We start from the raw sequence: 16,930 nt of genomic DNA, 5'->3' as shown, positions 1-16,930 counted from the left end.
CCACGCGCCGCGCGTCGCCGAAGTGACGCGCGGCCAGCGCGTGGCTACTTGTTCGGCCAGATCACGCGCCCGGGTGTGGTCGTGCGGACGCTGTAAAGCGTTCCGCCACCAGTGATATACAGCGTCTTCAGGTCCGGGCCGCCGAACGCGCAGTTGGTCACCTCGTCCGTCGGCACTGCCAGGAACGCGATCAACTTGCCGCTCTCGGGGTCGATAACGTAGATGCCGCCCTTCACGTCCTCGGCGGGTTCGGCCGCGGTCGGCTTGTTCAGCCCGCCCGCGACGTACAGCCGGCCCTTGGCGTCCTGCTTGATGCCGTCCGGCCCGCGCCCCGTCTTCCAGTCGTACAGCATCTTCTGCGACTTGAGATCGACGGTACCGTTGGCCTGGAGGTTGAACCGCCAGAGCTTGCGTGCGCCACCCTTGTCGTTGTTGTTGTCTGCCACGAACAGGTACTTATCGTCGGCCGATACGAGCACACCGTTCGCGCGCTCGACCTCACGGCCGATGACGCGACTCACCTTGCCGTCGGTGTCGATCCGGTACACGCCTTCGATGGTCTTTCCGTTCTCGTCGAACTGCTGCATGTCGTTGCGCGGGCCGTACCGCGGGTCGCTGAAGTAGATGCGGTTCTTGGAGTCAATAGTCAGGTCGTTGGGCTGGTTGTACTTCTTGCCCCCGAACGAGTCGGTTAGCACAGTGCGTTTGCCGTCGCGGGTGACGCGCGAGACCGCGTGCGACACCGGTTCGCAGCACACCAGCGAGCCGTTGCGGTCGAAGAGGAGGCCGTTCGTGCCCGCCTTCTCGCGCCACACCGTGCTTTCGCCCTTCGGGGTGAACTGGTGGATGCCCTTCTCGCCGCTGGTGAGCACGCCGAGGTCGGCGTCCCACGCTGGACCTTCGCCCGCCGCCCCTTTGCCCGCGAGTGTGATGAGTTTCGCCCCGGGCTCGAAGACCGGTTCACCGCTCTCGGCCTTTGCGAGAAGGTCGAGTTCCTTCAGGACCCTGTCGGGGGTGGTGATGACGAAATCGTTTTTTCGACCGACCAGCTCGAACGCGGCAGACGCCGGCGCGTAGGCCGCCGCGAGTTGGTCAACGGTCCGCGCGGTACCACCGCCCGACACGCCACCGGCGATGACAACGCGCTTCGGGGCGCAGAGGGCGGCGAGGTGCGCCACGTCCCCGATGTCGCGGAGCAAGCCGGGCGCCATCACCCCGAGGCGCTGGTTCGTGTACGGTTCGTCCGTCACGAAGCTGGTCAGGGTGTTGATCGCAACGACTTTCGTGATGCGCTTCTCCACCGCGGCGGCACACAAGGCAACGACACCCGCCGGTCCGTCACCAATCAGGATGACCTCCTGATCGACCGGTCGCCCCCGTACATCAGTAGCCTCGGGGAAACTACTCAGTACTTGGTGGACATCGAACACCCATTGCCCCAGAAGTGGCCGCCCAAGCCACAGACCCCATTCGGCTGAGTTGTGGTCTGGCGCGCGGCCGACGCGGTCGGTTGGGAACGCCCGACTGCCTACTGCGCGCAAATCGAGCTTCAGGGTCGAGGACCCAAGGCTCCGAGCCTTTTCTTCAAGCTTCCGGCACGTTTCTGATTCGTTTCCGTCGAGACTCAAGACGATCGTGAGCGTGGATTTCTTGAGCGAAGGGGCTTGCCAGTCGTAGCGATTCGTCAGACACATTTCGAGGCCAGGTTCTGGTCGAATTGAGCACACCATGCCGCGTTGATCGCCCTCAAAAGGGGTTCTCTCGGCTTTGGCGGCGGGGAACCCGCCGAGGCTCTTCTCGATCAATACCGTTCGCACCCGCGCGACTTCCTGGCGCCACCCGTCGGCGGTCGGGGCGAGCTTCGCCTCCAGCAACTTCCGGGCTTCTTGGGCCGCGAACTTGGGGATCGTCACGAAGTCCTTCGGCCGCGTGTCGCCCGGGTAGCAGCGGAGGTTTTCGGGGGGTTCGGTCGCGAACTTCGGTTCGGGGATCGGTTCGCCGTTGCCCTCGCCCTTGAGGTGCAGGGTCATGAAGCCGTACATCGTCTCACGCATCGACTTGCTGTAGTCGTGCGGCCCCTCGAAGACCGCGTGTTGCAGGTTGTCCGGCTTCCCGAGCAGCTTGAAGACAGGCGCAGTGAAGGCGAGTGTCTTCTTTGCCTCGCTGACCGAAAACTGGATGCCGTCTTTCGTCGCGTTCGCGACGCACAGGGCGCGGGGGGCGGTTAGCGCGAGGACGGCCCACTCCTCGGTGAACTTCAGCGCGCCGGGGACCACCTCGCACATGCAGCACGCGGTCTGAAGGTACGCTTGATAGTTGCCGACCGAACATACCGGCATCACGGCCTTGAACCGCTTGTCCCAAGCTCCGGCGTACATCGTCTGGTTGCCGCCGCCGCTGGCGCCGGTGATGCCGATGCGCGTCTTGTCCACCTCCGTGCGGGTTTCGAGGTAATCGACCGCCCGCGTGTTCTCGTACACCTGCAACCCCGACAACGGCAGGCCGATGGGGAGGAGCGTGGCGGCTGTCATGTCGCCGTGGTACTCGCCCAGAGCGGTTCCGACCCCGCGCTCGCCGGCGCCGAACGCGTCCACGCACAGCACGACGAACCCGAGCTTCGCGGCGCCGATGCACCGGGACTGCACCACCGGGTCCTGCTTGGCGCCTTTCCAGTGGCCGTGAACCTGCAAGATCGCGGGCGCGGGTTTCGTTTTTGCGGAATCGGGGACGTACAGGTTGCAGGTCATGCGGACGCCGGGGCGCGTCTGAATGGTGAGCTTCTCGACGGTGTACCCGTCGCGCGTGAGCGGTTCGCCGTGCCGCTTCGGGTCCAGGTCGCACGGCTTCGGCAGGAAGCACGCCGCTCCGCCCCACGCATCAAACAGGTTCTTGCGCAGTTCGGTTCCCACCTTTTCCCATTCGGCGAGCGCGGCCGGAGGTTTGTCGCCCTTACGTAGTTCTGCGGCTTGTTTCAGAACGAACGCTTGGTACTGCTTGTTGGCCGGAACCGTGTCGGCCGCGAGAACGGCGAGTGGCGTGACGAGCAGCGCGATGAGAGCGAGTGCGGATCGTGACATGAGACCACCAGGGGAGGGCAGGGCCGATGGCGATTAGTGTGACGGAGGCGAGGTGAGAGTGCAACAGAGTAGAGCGGCGAGACGTGCTCGAAGTGTTGGTGGTGCGACGGGACAAATCGTCGACCAGTGCTTCGTCAGCGCGACCGCTCATCCTGACGAAACGATCGAATGCCGCGAGCCGCTCGCGCGCCTAACGCTCTTGGAACGCATGGCGGAATGCGTCCCGCTTGGGGGGCATGGTGAGCCCGAGACGAGGGCGTGTGGCACCCAAAGCCCGATGGCGGGCCGAGAAGATTTTGACAGGATCGACAGGATAAACAGGATAAAGACAGATCAGTTTGAAATCCTGTCGATCCTGTCAAAATCTGTCTTCACGAGTACGAGGCGCGCGTGTGCCGAAACGAAGCCACGACTATCCGCCTCTTCATCCCCCATCCCCTACCGCGTTTCCGGCTTGCTGGCGGCTTCGGCTTCGTGGGTGTCGATCAGCCCGTTGCCGTCGCGGTCGAGACGCCGGAAGTCGTCTTCCGATCCCAGGAACTCGCGCCGGGACACGTCCCCGTCGCGGTTCCGGTCCATCTTCTGGAACCAGGGCGGACCAACTGCCGATCGCGGTTCGCGGGACCGATCGTTGGGCGCCTCGATCATCCACGGGCCGGCGGGGTGGCTCGCGAACGTCACCCGTAAGTGCTGTGGCACGTCCGCCAGCCGGAACGACCCGTCCTTCGCGGTGGCGAAGTGCTTTGCCAGCTTCGGTAACTGTCGCAGTTCACGCTGTGACAATTGGCCGTTGCCGTCCGCGTCGATGATTCCGAACAGGCCGTGTCCCGCCTCGGTCACGTTTGTGGCGACCAACCCACGCGCCGCCAGCGCCGCCAGCGGCCGGATCTCGTCCAGCGCCGCGAGCAGTTCCTTCTCGAACACTTTGCCGTCGCCGTCGGCGTCGATCAGCGGGAACAGGTCGCGGAAGACGTCACTCCTTCGGATCTCGGCGGCGTCCAGGTATCCGTTGGCGTCGCGATCAAACTGACGGAACGTGTTTACATACAGGCCGCGTGGGTCGGCGCCGTCGCTCGTCGGCACGAAGTCGACCCGCACGCCCGTTCCCACCAACGTAACGTCGGCTCCTTGATTTCCCGTGGTCACAGTAAGGTCCGCTTTTCCCACCGAGAGAACGGCGGCCGGGGATTTGTCCGGCGGTGTTTGCCCGAGTTGCAACGCGAGAACGGTCGCGGGCGGGCACGCGCTGCCGAAGCGCCCCAGTTCCTCCGGATCGAGTTCGCTGTCCCCGTCCCGGTCGAGCGCGGCAACCGCTTCGTCTGAGAGGTTCAGATCGACCTTCGTGAGCCGCCGGGCTGGGACATCGTCTTTCCGTTTGGGCTGATACCAACTCAGCAACTGCTTCGCGAGAACGGGATCACTTTTCCGCGCCGCCACGCGCAACCCGAACCGAGGAAACGAACTCGCACTTGGCTCGTTGAACGGCGTTACGCGCGGGTCGGCACCAACCAGCAACCCGCGCACCTCTTCGGCGCTGACCAGTTCGTTTTCGTCCGTATCGAGTTTCGCAAGCACCGCCGGCCCGGCAGCTAACTCGTCCGCGGTCAATTTCCCGTCCGTGTTGGAATCGAGCGCCTCGAACAGCGCTTTGTCGAGCGCCTGGACCGCCCCGACCGCATTTCCTCGAATCGGGCGCCGGAAGACCGGCGCGACGCCACCGGAAATGAGCGCACGGAGCGGTCCGAGATCGTTCGCCCGCAAGTACTCCGTAAGCCCGTCGCGGGTCAGCGCGGGCGCCGCCGGCAGCGGGAAACCGGACCGGACAGTTAACAGTGTGAGCGTCGGCGGAAGGCGAGCCAGTTCCGTTCCTTCGAGCGCACCGTTCTTGTTCGCGTCGAGGTGCGTGAACAGGGCTCGCGCGAAGGACTCCCACTCCACAACCAACGGCTTGCCGTCCACCGCGACATCTAGCCGAACGAGCACCGGCCGCGTGGCCGTCATGCAGACGAGGTCGAGCGGCTCGGGTTTCGGCTCAGCCGATGCCCCCGGGAACGCAGTCACGAGGAGCAGCACTGAAGCGAAAACGATGCGCGTGCTCACGACACCACCTCCTTCAGCGGAACCCCGGCCGACTCGACCAGCCGGATGGGCCGGCCGATGTGCGAGAGGTTCTGCTTCGCCGGGTCGAGTCCGAGCGCCGTACAGACCGTCGCCAACAGGTCCGGCACCGATACCGGGCGGTCCTTAACATCCATCCCGTCCGCGCTCGTCGTGCCGACGGTTTGCCCGCCTTTGATACCGCCGCCGGCGAGAACGGTAGACCACGCGCTGGCCCAGTGATCGCGGCCCGTGTTCGAGTTGATGCGCGGGGTGCGCCCGAACTCTCCCATCCACACGATCGTGGTGGTGTCGAGGAGCCCGCGGGCCTGCAGGTCGTCCATCAGCGCGGCCCACGCCGGGTCGAGGACGCCGCACAGCTTTTTCACGGCGTCGAAGTTGTTGTCGTGCGTGTCCCAGCCGATCCCGTTGTTCACCCCTGGCGCCGACGAGAGCGTCACCTCGACGAACGGCACCCCTCGCTCCACGAGCCGGCGCGCGAGCAGACACCCCTGGCCGAACAGGTTGCGCCCGTACTTGTCGCGGAGCGCGTCCATCTCTTGAGTCAGGTTGAACGCCTCGCCCCCGGCGGCCCGCATGAGCGCCGCCGCGCGCCGGTATGCGGTGCGGTGCGCCTCCCCCGTCGCGTCTGGGTGGTCGGCGAGGAACTCCGCGTCCATACCGTCCCGGAAGGCGGAGCGAGCGCCTGCGCGCTCCGCGGACACTTCGACGGGGCGGTCAAGGTCCTGTACGCGCAGCACCCGGCTGATGTCGTCGGCCGGGGGATCAGTAGCGGTCTCCGCCGTGACGAGCGGGGCGTACCGCGGGCCGAGGAACCCGGGGCCGTATGCCTCCGGGCTGAGCTGCCGGAACGGCGCGACGCTGACGAACGCCGGCAGCTCGGCGTCGGGCCGGACCAGTTCCTTACCAACGAACGAGCCGAGCGTGGGGTACCGGAGCGGCCCGCCGGGCACGCGCCCGGTTCGCATCAGGTAGCTCCCACGGTTGTGGTCAGCTTCTTTGGTGACCATGCTCCGGACGACGGCGAGTTTATCGGCCCGTTGGGCGAGTTTCGGGAGGTACTCGCTGATGCGGACGCCGGCGGCCTTCGTGCCGATCGCCTTCACCGGTCCGCCGTTGGCGTGTTCCGGCTTCGGGTCAAAGGTGTCGATCTGGCTCGGCCCGCCGTTCATCCACAGTAGGATGCACGCCCGCTTGCGCGCCGGGTCGGCCGCACCTTCGGCGGCGAGCCGCCCGAGCCAGCCGGAGAGGCTGACCCCGATGCTCGCCGCGCCGGCCCGCAAAAAGTGCCGGCGGTCTAACCGTGAGTCGTGGCGTGAAGACATCGGAACCTCCTGGTGCGCGGTTCGGACCTCACACGGATGTTGCCGCGGGCCGCCTGATGTCAGTGGTTGAACGAGAACTCCGCGCTGTTCAGCAGCGCCCAAAAGATGTCGGCAACGGCTTCATCGCGACGCCTCTTCGGGACGCCTTCAGCCGCGGCTTTCGCGACGAACGCCAGAGCCTTCTCCATCTCGTTCGCGGTTGGCGTTCGGGCCAGTGCGGCCAAGTACATCGTCTCGATACGCCCTCGCTCGGTCAGGAACGGCGCAGCAAGGACCGCCGAGAGCAGTTCGCTCTGCTCCGGACTCGTCGCGCCGCTCACGAACGATCCGTTCATCAGCGTGAGTGCCTGGATGATGGTCATCTCGTGGTCAACGGAGCGATCGGACTGCTGGCCGAACTTCATAACGAATTCGGTCCGCGGGGAATTGCGTGCCCCGAACCGCGGGTCTTCGCGGAACTCGTTGGGCTGCCCAGTGGCGACCGCCAAACTGTCGAAGAGTTGTTCGGCGGTCAGCCCGCGGAGTTGCTGACGCGAGAACAGGGGCGCGGCGGCCGTGGCGCCACGGCTCGTAAGCTGGTACGCCTGCGAGGCGGTGATCGATTCGATCAGCCCTTTGAGGTCGTACCCGCTCTCCACAAACGCCTTTGCGAGTTCGTCGAGCAGTTCCGGGTGGTGGGTCACCGTGTCCGGACTGCCCGTCATCTCGTCGACCGGTTCGACCAACCCGACGCCGAACAGGTGCGCCCACACCCGGTTCACTATGGCACGGGCGAAGTACGGGTTCTCCCGTCCGGTTACCCACTCCGCGAGGGTCTGGCGCGGGCCGACCTTGAACCGCCACCGCGGTTCGGTGCCGTCCGGAAACGTGGCTTGAACGAACCGCTCGCTACCCGGAACGATCAGCTCGCGCCGGTCCAGGACCTCTTTCTCCGGTAACGCGAACCCTCCGCCCCGGTCCTGCGTGCGGATGCCGCTGAAGAACGCCGCCAGGCTCCAGAACTGGTCGCGGGTCCAGGTTGCGAACGGGTGATCGTGGCACTGGGCGCATTCCAGCCGGATGCCGAGGAACACGCGCGCGGAAGCTGCCGCGAGGTTTTCCGGCTTCGCCTCTTTCGCGAGGTAGAACGCGATCGGACTCGTTCCGCTGTCGCCCCTCAAGGCCTGCTGCGTTGTGTCACGTTCGACGGGCGTTGTCAGAACGTCGCGGACCATGCGGTCGAACGGAACGTTCCGCTCGAACTGCCCCCGCAACCACTGCTCGAACCCGGGTGCCAGGAACTGAACCTGGAAGTTGGTATCGGCTTCCGGCAGCAGCAGATGGCGCCACACGGCCGCGAAGTGCCGGGCGTAGACCGGGCGGCCGAGCAGTTCGGCGACGAGCGCACGCCGCTTGTCCGCTCGCGCGCTGCTCAAGAACGCACGCGCCTCGGCCACCGAGGGCACGCGCCCGGCCAGATCGAGGTACACGCGGCGAAGGAACTCCGCGTCGGTTGCCGGCGCGGCCGGAGTGATTTTGTGCTTCGCCCATGCCGATTCCAGCGCGCGATCGATCTTCGTTGTGACCGCGGGCGCCGGTTCCGGTCGCGCTGACCTCATCGGGTCCGCGCCGACCGCAGGGTAAGGGGCCGCGAGCAGCGCGCCCGTAACCGACCCCAACAGCAGGTGGCACATGACAACGGCCTCGTTCACGGTTCGGTAGCCCGTCCCTGCTCCGCCATTTGGTTCTGTGGCGCAGGCACGACTACCCGGATTGAGTGTCAGGTCAGATCAGGTTGTGGCGGTGCGTCAGTTCGCGGGACCGAACTCGGCCATCGTTTGCGCGTCCGGCATCGCCCACAGCCGTATGAGGAAATCGTTGCCCTTCTTGAACGACCCGTCCGTGCTGACGCCGCCGCACGCGGTGAGAACCCACTTGCCATCGGGGGAGAAGGTCGCAGACCAGAGGAAGTTGCTGTGCCCGCGGAACTGATACAGCTCTTTCCCGGTGCCCGCGTCCCACAACTTGGCGGACCCGTCGTAGCCGCCAGTGAGGATGTACTTGCCGTCGGCTGAGTGGCTCACGGTGGTGGTGCCGTACGGGTGGCCGTCAAGAGTGTGGACGAGCCTCCCGGTTTCGACCTCGTACATCTTCGTTTCCTTGCCGCCGACCGCCACGAACTTGCCGTCCGGGGAGACGGAAAGACAGTCGGCCCAGTTCCCGGACGCGCGGAACTGACGTACTTCCTTGGCGGTGTCGAGTTCCCACATCCGCACCACGCCGTCCCGCCCGGCGGACAGCGCGTGCCGCCCGTCTGGGTGGAACACCACCCGGCGAACCAGTCCCGTGTGGCCGGTGAACGGCTTCAGCTCCTTGGCGGTTTCCATGTCCCAGAGGCGGGCGGTTTTATCCGCCCCACAGGTCAACACGCGCTTGCCGTCGTGCGAGAAGGCGATTCCGTGGACTCCGTCCGCGTGCCCTCGGAACTTGCGCACCACTTGACCCGTTGAGGCATCAAAAAGGTATGAACTGTGGTCGTCGCCCGCCGCCAGGACGAACTTCCCGTTCGGCGAGAACGCGACCATCGCGACCTGTGTCGAGAGGTCAATTTTGAGTGTTTCCTGGCCGGTCGCGGTGTCCCACACGCGCACCGTCTTGTCGCCTTCCGGCCAGTTGCCCCCCGACACGATCCGGTTGCCGTCCGGCGAGAAGACGGCGGCGTGAACGGCTCCGGTGTGCCCGGCGAGCAACCGGACCGGCCCCGGGGCGTCCGCGCGCCAGCGCTTCAGCACCTTGTCCTGGCCCACAGACACCAGCCCGGTGCCGCCCGAAACCCCGCACCCGGTCACCCCGCCCGGGTGCGCGAGCGCGTTCATGATTGACGTTCTGGTGGCTGCGTCCCACACGCGGATCGTGCCGTCGGCCCCGCCGCTCACCAGCCCATCGGGTCCGACGAAGGTGACGCACACCACTTCGTCGGTGTGCCCCCGCAGCGCGATCAGTTCCTTGGCCTCGCTGACGCTCCACACCCGCACCGTGCCATCTTCGGAGGCTGAGGCGAGTGCCTTGTCGTCCGGCGAGAACGCGATCCCGCGCACCGAGCCTTGATGTCCCGGCAGCGCGTTCACAAGCGCCCCGGTTTTTGCGTTCCACAACTTGACCGTCCGGTCGCTCCCGCCGGATGCGAGCACCTTGCCGTCCGCGGAGAATGCGACCGCACGGACCGACCCGCGGTGGGCATCGATCGAACGTAACTGTTTACCAGTCGCTACGTCCCACATGCGAACCGTTTTGTCGTACGCGCCTGTTGCGACGGTCTTGCCGTCCGGACTGAACGCGATGGCGTAAACCCAGTTGGTGTGACCCTTCAGGACGGCAAGCTCCTTCCGCGCTTCGGCGTCCCACAGCCGGACCGTTTTATCGGCGCTGCCCGAAGCGAGAGTTTTTCCGTTGGCAGAGAACGCGAGACAGGTGACGGCGTCCTCGTGGCCCTTCAGACCGCCCCGGTGTTCACCGGTCCGGGCGTCGCGGAGGGTGATGCCCTGCTCCTCGGTCGCGACCGCGACAATCGAACCGTTCGGTGCGGTCGCCAAGGCGAGCGGGACGGGCAGGTCACGCGGTAGCGGGTCCTGGTGAAGTGTGGCGAGTTCTTTTCCTGCGGCCACGTCCCACACCTTTACCGCTCGCCGCGCTCCTCCCGTCACGAGGGTTTTGCCACCCGGAGTGAGTGCTATCGCGCGACAGGTTCCCGGGGGTGTAATCACGGTCGCGAGCGCTTGTTGTGCCTCCGTGTCCCAAACATGCACCGTTTCGTCACCGAACAGCCCGGCGAGTAGATTACTCTCAGAGGCGAAGCCTAATGCCGTTACCGGCTGGCCGGGTCCCGATAGAACGGCCCGTTCCTTTGCCGTTGCTAGATCCCACAGCCGCACCTGGGCCGATCCGCCGCCGGTGGCGAGTGCTTTGCCATCGGCGGTGAACGCGGCGGCTGAGACGAACCCCGGACCGGTCTCGAGCTGAGTCGTTAGCCTCTGCGTGCGGACATCCCAGACAAACACCACACCTCGGCTGGGGCCGTTCGTGGCCCATTCCGCGCCGCACGCGACGAGCTTTTTGCCGTCCGGGGAGAACGCCACGCCCGACAACCGCCCCGTAGACCCGGGGAGCTTCACCAACTCGTCGCCCGTTGCGGTGTCCCAGAGTTGGACGGCTCCGGCCGCGGTGCCCGTGGCAATAATCTTCCCGTCGGGGCTGAACACGGCACGGGCGGTGCCGTTGAGCTTGAGGCTGAAGACGGCTTTACCGGTGTCGGCCTCGACCAGTCGCGCCTCGCGGTCGGCTCCGGCGACCAGAATGCGTCGCCCGTCGGGCGAGAACGCGACCGAACCGGCCGGTTGCCGCAGCGCCAGGTCGAAAAGCTCCTTCTTGGTTTCCAGTTCTCGCACCGCGACGAACCCGCCCGCCAAACTCGTCGCGCCGCCGTAGGCGACCCGCTTTCCGTCGGGCGAAACGGCCAGGGTGTGAACCTCACCGCTCGACCCAGATAGCGGCACCGGTGTCGGGTGGAATCGCGGTGCTCTGGTCGGAGGGGGGGCCGCTTTGGCGGGCGCGCTCTTGGGTTGTTTCGGTTCGTCCTGTGCCGATGAGGGGAATACGACCGCGAACGTTACCGCGAGCCACACCACGCCGTATTTCATCGGAACGCCCTGGTAGGTCGATCTCGGAGGCCCGGTACGCGCCGCCCAGCCCAATACGTTCCGTCCGCGAGAACCTATCGTGTAAAATCCGTTCCGCTACAAACCGTACCGGTCGGTTATCGGCCGTGTGGTGCGGGGACCGGCCACATCCGAATTACGGACGTGCTGCCGGCCTCGGGCGGCTCTCGTTGGCCCGACCCGCCGCAACCGGCCAGCACGTGCTTCCCGTCCGCGGTCAGGGCCACGGACCACGCGGGGCCGCCTGCCGCCGCCCGCAGCGCGAGTGCGCTCGTGCGGGTGTGCCACACGCGCACGAACCCGTCGGGTCCACAGGTTGCGACGGCCGTGCCGTCCGCTGATACCGCCACGGCGGTCGAGGGCGTCACACGGCCGTCGCGGAGTTCGGTGAGCCGGTGCCCGGTTTCCGCGCTCCAAACTGCCGCGCCGAACGGATCCGCGGTAACGAGCTGTTTCCCGCCGCTCGCGAACGACACCCCCCATGCGAGGTCTGTGCCAAGAATGACCGCGAGGCGCTCGTACCCGGTGCTCACGTCCCAGGTGCGCAGCGCCCCGTCGAGGCCGACGCTGGCCACCATCTTGCCGTCTGGCGCGAACGCCACCCCGCGGCACGGGCGCGGTTCGTGTGCCGAGATCGTCGGCCCGACCCGACCGGTGGCGGGGTCCCATATCCGCAAGCGCCCGCGGGCATCGCCGATCGCGATCCGCCGGCCGGCCGGTTCGGACGCGACGCAGGTAATAGGAACCCGGTCGGCCTTCAGTCGCACGAGTTCCGTTTCCGAATCCCACTCGTAGATCCGCACCGTTCCGTCGATGAACCCGGCAACGATCGTGTTCGCGTCGGGTGTCAGTGCGACGCACTCGGCTCGGACCCCGTCGGCGCGGATCTGGTGCGTCTTTTTTCCGGATGCCGTGTTCCAAAGGCGAATGGTGCCGTCGTCCCGCGTTAACGTGCTGCCTACGGACACGAACCGCGCTCCGTCTGGGTGGACCACCAAGCCCGGAATGGTTCCGCGGTGCCCTTCAAAGGCCATCACTGGGGCCAGATCACCGGGCAGGGTTGAAGGGGCCACTGGTGAAAGTGGTTGCGGGCCGTCGCCCGGATCGGTTGCCGTGATCTCCGGCGGATCGCTCCGCGGACGAAGGGCCAGGACGGCCGCGATCAGCGTGAGGGTAACAACTATCCCGGCTACAGCCCGAGTGCGCAATTTGCTGCGGCGCGGCGCGAGGTCCGGCTGTTGCATCCGGATGAGCACTGCCCGGAGTTCCGCCGCGACCGTTTCCGCGGTCTGGAACCGGTCGGCCGGGTCTTTCGCCAGGAGCCGCAGCGCGACGGCTGCCAGGTCGGGCGGAATGTCCGGGTTCAGCGTGCGGATCGGCGCCGGCGTGGCCGTCACCGTGAGGTGCATGACGCCCAGCGAGGTCGCCGCGCGGAACGGCGGGCGGCCGGTGCTGGCGGCGTAAATCACGCAGCCGAGTGCGTACAGGTCCGCCCGGTGGTCGACGAGTTGGCCGGTGGCTTGTTCGGGGGCCATGTAATCCGGCGTGCCGGCGATCGTGCCGTGCTGGGTGGTGCCGGCGTCGTCGACCGCGCGCGCCAGCCCGAAGTCGGTGAGTCGCGCCCGCCCGACCCCGTTCTCGAGCAGAATGTTGGCCGGCTTCACGTCGCGATGGACGAGGCCCTGGGCGTGGGCCGCGGCCAGCCCCGCGGCCACTTGCAGCGCGACGCGCGCCACATCCTTCGGGTCCAGCGGGCCGTCACGGTCGATCCGCTCCTGGAGCGACGGGCCGGGTACGTATTCCATCACGAGGTACGGCAGCCCGTTGGACTCGTCGACCGCGTGGATGCTCACCACGTGCTCGTGGGCGACCGCCGCCGCCCGGGCCTCGCGCAAAAACCGCTGCCGGGCGGTGCCGTTTGCCGCCCACTGCGGGGCCAGCACCTTGACCGCGATGACGCGGTTGAGCGCGCGGTCCAACGCGCGGAACACCACCCCCATCCCGCCGCGCCCGACCACCTCGAGCACCGGGTACGGTCCGACGGCCCCGAGCGCTTCGGGGTGATCCGTTGGGAGCAGGAAGTCCAGCGACAGGTTGCGGGGCGGAACGGCGAACAGGTCGGCGGCGGTCGTGAGCCGCGTGAGGGCGTCTAGCAGTTGCCGCAGGTGCGGCGGGCGGTCTGCGTCCGCGGCCGGCGGCGACCGGAGCCACGCGCAGTCCCCGGCCGCGAAACACTCGAGCGCGTGCTGGCACCGCGGGCACTGCGCCAGGTGCTCGAACAGGTCGCGGGGCGGATCGCGCCCGTCGAGGAGTGTCGGGAGCCGGGCCGACTCCGGGCACGCGAGCCGATCGACCATGTCATTCCTCCTCGGCGGCCTGGACGAACTGCCGCAGCCGCGCCAGCACCCGGCTCTTTGCGAGGTACACAGCGGCCACCGACAGGCCGAGTTCCGCCGCCACCTGCTGCCCGGCGCGGCCGAGCACCGCGGTCTGGTGGAACGCCTCCCAGGTGGCGGGCTCGACCAGTGGGCGGACGTGCCCGCACGCGCGGGCGAACAGCTCCCGTCGCCACTCCTGCTCCCACGCGGCTTCGAGAGCTTCCTCGTGCGCCGGGACCTCTTCGAGCGGTACCGTTGGCGCGCCGGGGGCGCGCGCGGTGAGGCGCGCGGCGCGGGCGGTGCCCCGGCGAAAGGAGTGGACGTGGTTGCGGGTGATCTGAAACAGCCAGGCGCGAAAGCCGCCCCGGGCGGGGGTGTAATCGAACCGGGTGATGGCCCCGACCACCGAACGGAGGACCTCCTGTGTGAGGTCGGCGGCGTCCGCGTCTTGCAGGCCGGCCTTTCGGGCGAACCCGAACACGACGGGCGCGTACAGCCCCACGAACTCGGTCCAGGTTGCCCGGTCGTTACGGTCCCGGAGCCGACCGACGAGGCTGGGGCGCGTCGGCGGACCCGCACTCATCAATTCACCTCCGAAGTTCGGTACCTCGGATAGGATACGCCGGAAAACCTGAGAGCTATCCCCGTGATCGGCCGAACGCACCAGAAGGTGTGGTCGGGGTTCGTCAAAGGCCAGTCGCACGTCAGACGTGCCGAAGGGCCTCAACCGGGTCGAGCCGGGCGGCGCGGCGGGCCGGAAGCACCCCGGAGATTAACCCGACCAGGAGCGACACCCCGAACGCCAGCAGGGGGGACCAGACGCGGATGATGGCCGGTAACCCGATCAGTCCGCTCATCGCGAACGACAGGCCGATCCCGAGTGCGACCCCGGCGATACCGCCGCAGCACGACAGGAGGACCGATTCGGCCAGGAACTGCGCGGCGATGTCGCGCTGCTTCGCGCCGAGCGCGCGGCGGATGCCGATCTCCCGCGTGCGCTCGGTCACCGTGGCGAGCATGATGTTCACGATCCCGATCCCGCCGACCACCAGCGAGATGCCCGCGATCGACCCGAGGATCAGCGTGAACAGCCGCTGCGTCTCCTCAGCCTTGCGCAGCAGGTCGAGCGGGACCGTGACGACCACGTCCTTCCGGGGGTGGTACTGGTCCAACAGGGACTGAATGGCTTTGGCGGTCCGCGGCACGTCGGCCACGTTCCCGACCGTGATGGTCATCTGGCTGATCTCGAGCCGCTCGACCGAATACGATCCGGCCTTGAGGGTCATCAGCTCGCGCCCGAACCGGACCCGGTCGGTCTGGAACGGGATGAACACCACCTTGTTCAAATCGGCGTCCCCGCCGTCGGCCCCGGCCGCGAGCGTTTTCGGGGCGATCACCCCGATGACGGTGAACGACCGTTGCCGATCGGGGCTCTCCACGGTGAGAGCTTGTCCCAGGGGGTTCTGGGCCGGGAACAGGGCCTCGGCCGCGGCGGACCCGAGGACCGCGACCGGCGCGAACGCCTCTTCGTCGGCCGCTTCGACGCCCCGCCCGGCCGCCATGCGGACGTTGTGCTGGCGGAGAAAATCGGAGGTGACCCCGATCACCCGCGCTTCCATTTTCTTGTCCAGGTGGCGGACGGTCTTTCGGTACTCCCGCATGGGGGTCGCGTTCGACACGGTCGGGACGGTCGTGCGGATGCGTTCCAGGTCCCGGAACGTGAGGCCGTAGGCGAGCAGGTCCACCCCCTGGCGCTGGGTCGGCTCGTCGGTCGGCTTGACGCTTCGCAACAGGATGGTGGTCGCACCGAGGTCTTCGAGCTGCTTGATCGCTTGGTACCGGGCCGCCTCGCCGACTGCCAGCATGACGATCACGGACGCCACCCCGAGAACGATGCCGAGCGTCGTCAGCAGGGTCCGCAGCCGGTGGGCGGCAAGACTTCTGAGGCCGAGTTTGAGCGGGTGGGTGAAGCGAGAGGGGACCATAAGGGCGGCTCAACGCGAGGGCACGCGGAGGTTGCAACGCGAGTCAGTCGCGTCTCGGGCCACCCGAGAGACGGATCCGAACAGTTCACACAACTGAGAACGGCAGGGAACCCATTGCGCGGGAGCCGCTTCCATCTCGCACGCAGTCTCGTTGATGAGTTTACACCGGCCTGCGTGGGCTGGCGGGTGTAAACTCCGCGGTTCTTTGTGCCCGCCCGGGGCCGTCACTTCGGGGCCGGTGATCCGAGCGCGGCGGGTGGCGTGGGCGTGGACGGTGTGCCCAACTCGGCCGCGGCGCGGTTGCGGGCGTCGAGCGCCACCCGGTCGCCGGCGGACAACCCGGCGACCACCTGGATGAGCTGATCGTTCCCGTCGCCGACGGTCACTTCCCGCTGCTCGACCTTGTCGCCGGTGGCGATGTAGCAGACGTGCCGGCCGCCGGCCTCGGTCACCGCCTGGACCGGAACGGTTAGCGCACCGGGCACCGTCTTGACCAGGATCTTGACCTCGGCCGACATCCCCGGGCGCAAGCCCGCTTCGGTCGGCATGTCGTCGATCGAAATGGTCGTCTCGTACTCCTTCACCCCGCCGCCGCGCCAGTCGTCACCCTGCGCCAGCGTCGCGACGGACACGACCTTGCCGTGGAGCACTTGGCCGGGGAGGGCGTCGATTTTCATCGTGCAGCCCAGCCCGGCCTTGACCTTCTTCACCACCGTCTCGTGGACCTTCATCTTGACCTTCATCTGGCTCAGGTCCGGGAGGGTGAAGATCGGCTGCTGGAAGAACACCTGCCCGCCCGGGCGGATGCGGGCCGATTCGTCCCACGGCCGCTTGAAGTAGATGACGATGCCGGCGGCCGGGGCTTTCACCTCGCACTTGCCGAGTTGGTCCCGGATGCGCTCGAACTGCCGCTTCTCCAGGTCGGCGGTCTTGCGGGCGGCGGTCACCTCGCTGGCCGCCTTTTCGGTCGCCGCGGCCTGGCTCTTCTTCGTCCGGTCGAGGTCGCGGATGGCGTCCTTGGCCTTGGCTTCCAACTCGGTGGTTTTGCGCCGCTTGGTGTACTTGGTGAACAGGAGCAGGTCCGCGTTCCCTTGTTGGACGGCGTACTTTTTCTGCTCGTGGGTCAGCTCCACGATTCGGATCTGTTCCAACTGGGCGAACCCTTTTTTCACCATCCCGCGGGTGAACTCCAGGTTGTCCTCGGCCTCCTTCAGCTCCTTTTTGGCGAGCTCGAGCGCCGCTTTCTTCTTGTCCAGCTCGCCCTTATATTCGGCTTCCAGGAACGACTCCCGGTCGATGTCCGCGAGCACGTGGGCGAGCTCGGCCTTCGCGATCTCGCCCTCGGCTTTGTTC

General features: G+C 67.1%; 9 protein-coding genes. All 9 read right to left on the bottom strand.

The window, feature by feature from the left end:
- Window positions 1–44 precede the first annotated feature (44 nt).
- The 9 genes from R5W23_RS01235 to R5W23_RS32860 all read right to left on the bottom strand — a co-directional run bounded on the left by R5W23_RS01235 (window position 45) and on the right by R5W23_RS32860 (window position 16,752).
- Window positions 45–3,077, bottom strand: a complete 3,033-nt coding sequence (locus R5W23_RS01235; protein WP_320684753.1) for an SMP-30/gluconolactonase/LRE family protein — start codon at window positions 3,075–3,077, stop codon at window positions 45–47.
- A gap of 438 nt (window positions 3,078–3,515) precedes the next feature.
- Entirely contained in the window at window positions 3,516–5,177 is a 1,662-nt protein-coding gene (locus R5W23_RS01230; protein ID WP_320684752.1) for a hypothetical protein, read from the bottom strand.
- Window positions 5,174–6,520, bottom strand: a complete 1,347-nt coding sequence (locus R5W23_RS01225; protein ID WP_320684751.1) for a DUF1501 domain-containing protein — start codon at window positions 6,518–6,520, stop codon at window positions 5,174–5,176. The genes R5W23_RS01230 and R5W23_RS01225 overlap by 4 nt, the downstream gene beginning before the upstream one ends.
- 59 nt (window positions 6,521–6,579) lie before the next feature.
- Entirely contained in the window at window positions 6,580–8,211 is a 1,632-nt protein-coding gene (locus R5W23_RS01220; protein WP_320684750.1) for a DUF1549 and DUF1553 domain-containing protein, read from the bottom strand.
- Between the two features lie 96 nt (window positions 8,212–8,307).
- Window positions 8,308–11,196 (bottom strand): WD40 repeat domain-containing protein, encoded by a 2,889-nt coding sequence (locus R5W23_RS01215; RefSeq protein WP_320684749.1) that lies wholly within the window; start codon window positions 11,194–11,196, stop codon window positions 8,308–8,310.
- A gap of 116 nt (window positions 11,197–11,312) precedes the next feature.
- Complete coding sequence (locus tag R5W23_RS01210) at window positions 11,313–13,571, bottom strand: WD40 repeat domain-containing serine/threonine protein kinase (RefSeq protein WP_320684748.1); 2,259 nt, start codon at window positions 13,569–13,571, stop codon at window positions 11,313–11,315.
- 1 nt (window position 13,572) lies between these two features.
- On the bottom strand, window positions 13,573–14,175 hold the full coding sequence (locus R5W23_RS01205) for an RNA polymerase sigma factor (protein WP_320684747.1): 603 nt from the start codon (window positions 14,173–14,175) through the stop codon (window positions 13,573–13,575).
- Between the two features lie 121 nt (window positions 14,176–14,296).
- A complete protein-coding gene (locus R5W23_RS01200; protein WP_261185929.1) occupies window positions 14,297–15,577 on the bottom strand; it encodes an ABC transporter permease in 1,281 nt (426 codons plus the stop codon).
- A gap of 224 nt (window positions 15,578–15,801) precedes the next feature.
- Entirely contained in the window at window positions 15,802–16,752 is a 951-nt protein-coding gene (locus tag R5W23_RS32860; RefSeq protein WP_456320360.1) for an efflux RND transporter periplasmic adaptor subunit, read from the bottom strand.
- Window positions 16,753–16,930 lie beyond the last annotated feature (178 nt).

It is taken from the genome of Gemmata algarum, assembly GCF_034097035.1.
GTDB classification, from domain to species: Bacteria; Planctomycetota; Planctomycetia; order Gemmatales; family Gemmataceae; genus Gemmata; species Gemmata algarum.
This window is presented reverse-complemented; position numbering and strand designations above follow the sequence as displayed.

Coding starts and splice junctions, on each gene's coding strand:
- R5W23_RS01235 (WP_320684753.1), bottom strand. CDS start 3,077: ATGTCACGATCCGCACTCGCTCTCATCGCGCTGCTCGTCACGCCACTC.
- R5W23_RS01225 (WP_320684751.1), bottom strand. CDS start 6,520: ATGTCTTCACGCCACGACTCACGGTTAGACCGCCGGCACTTTTTGCGG.
- R5W23_RS01215 (WP_320684749.1), bottom strand. CDS start 11,196: ATGAAATACGGCGTGGTGTGGCTCGCGGTAACGTTCGCGGTCGTATTC.
- R5W23_RS01210 (WP_320684748.1), bottom strand. CDS start 13,571: ATGGTCGATCGGCTCGCGTGCCCGGAGTCGGCCCGGCTCCCGACACTC.
- R5W23_RS01205 (WP_320684747.1), bottom strand. CDS start 14,175: ATGAGTGCGGGTCCGCCGACGCGCCCCAGCCTCGTCGGTCGGCTCCGG.
- R5W23_RS01200 (WP_261185929.1), bottom strand. CDS start 15,577: ATGGTCCCCTCTCGCTTCACCCACCCGCTCAAACTCGGCCTCAGAAGT.
- R5W23_RS32860 (WP_456320360.1), bottom strand. CDS start 16,752: ATGGTGAAAAAAGGGTTCGCCCAGTTGGAACAGATCCGAATCGTGGAG.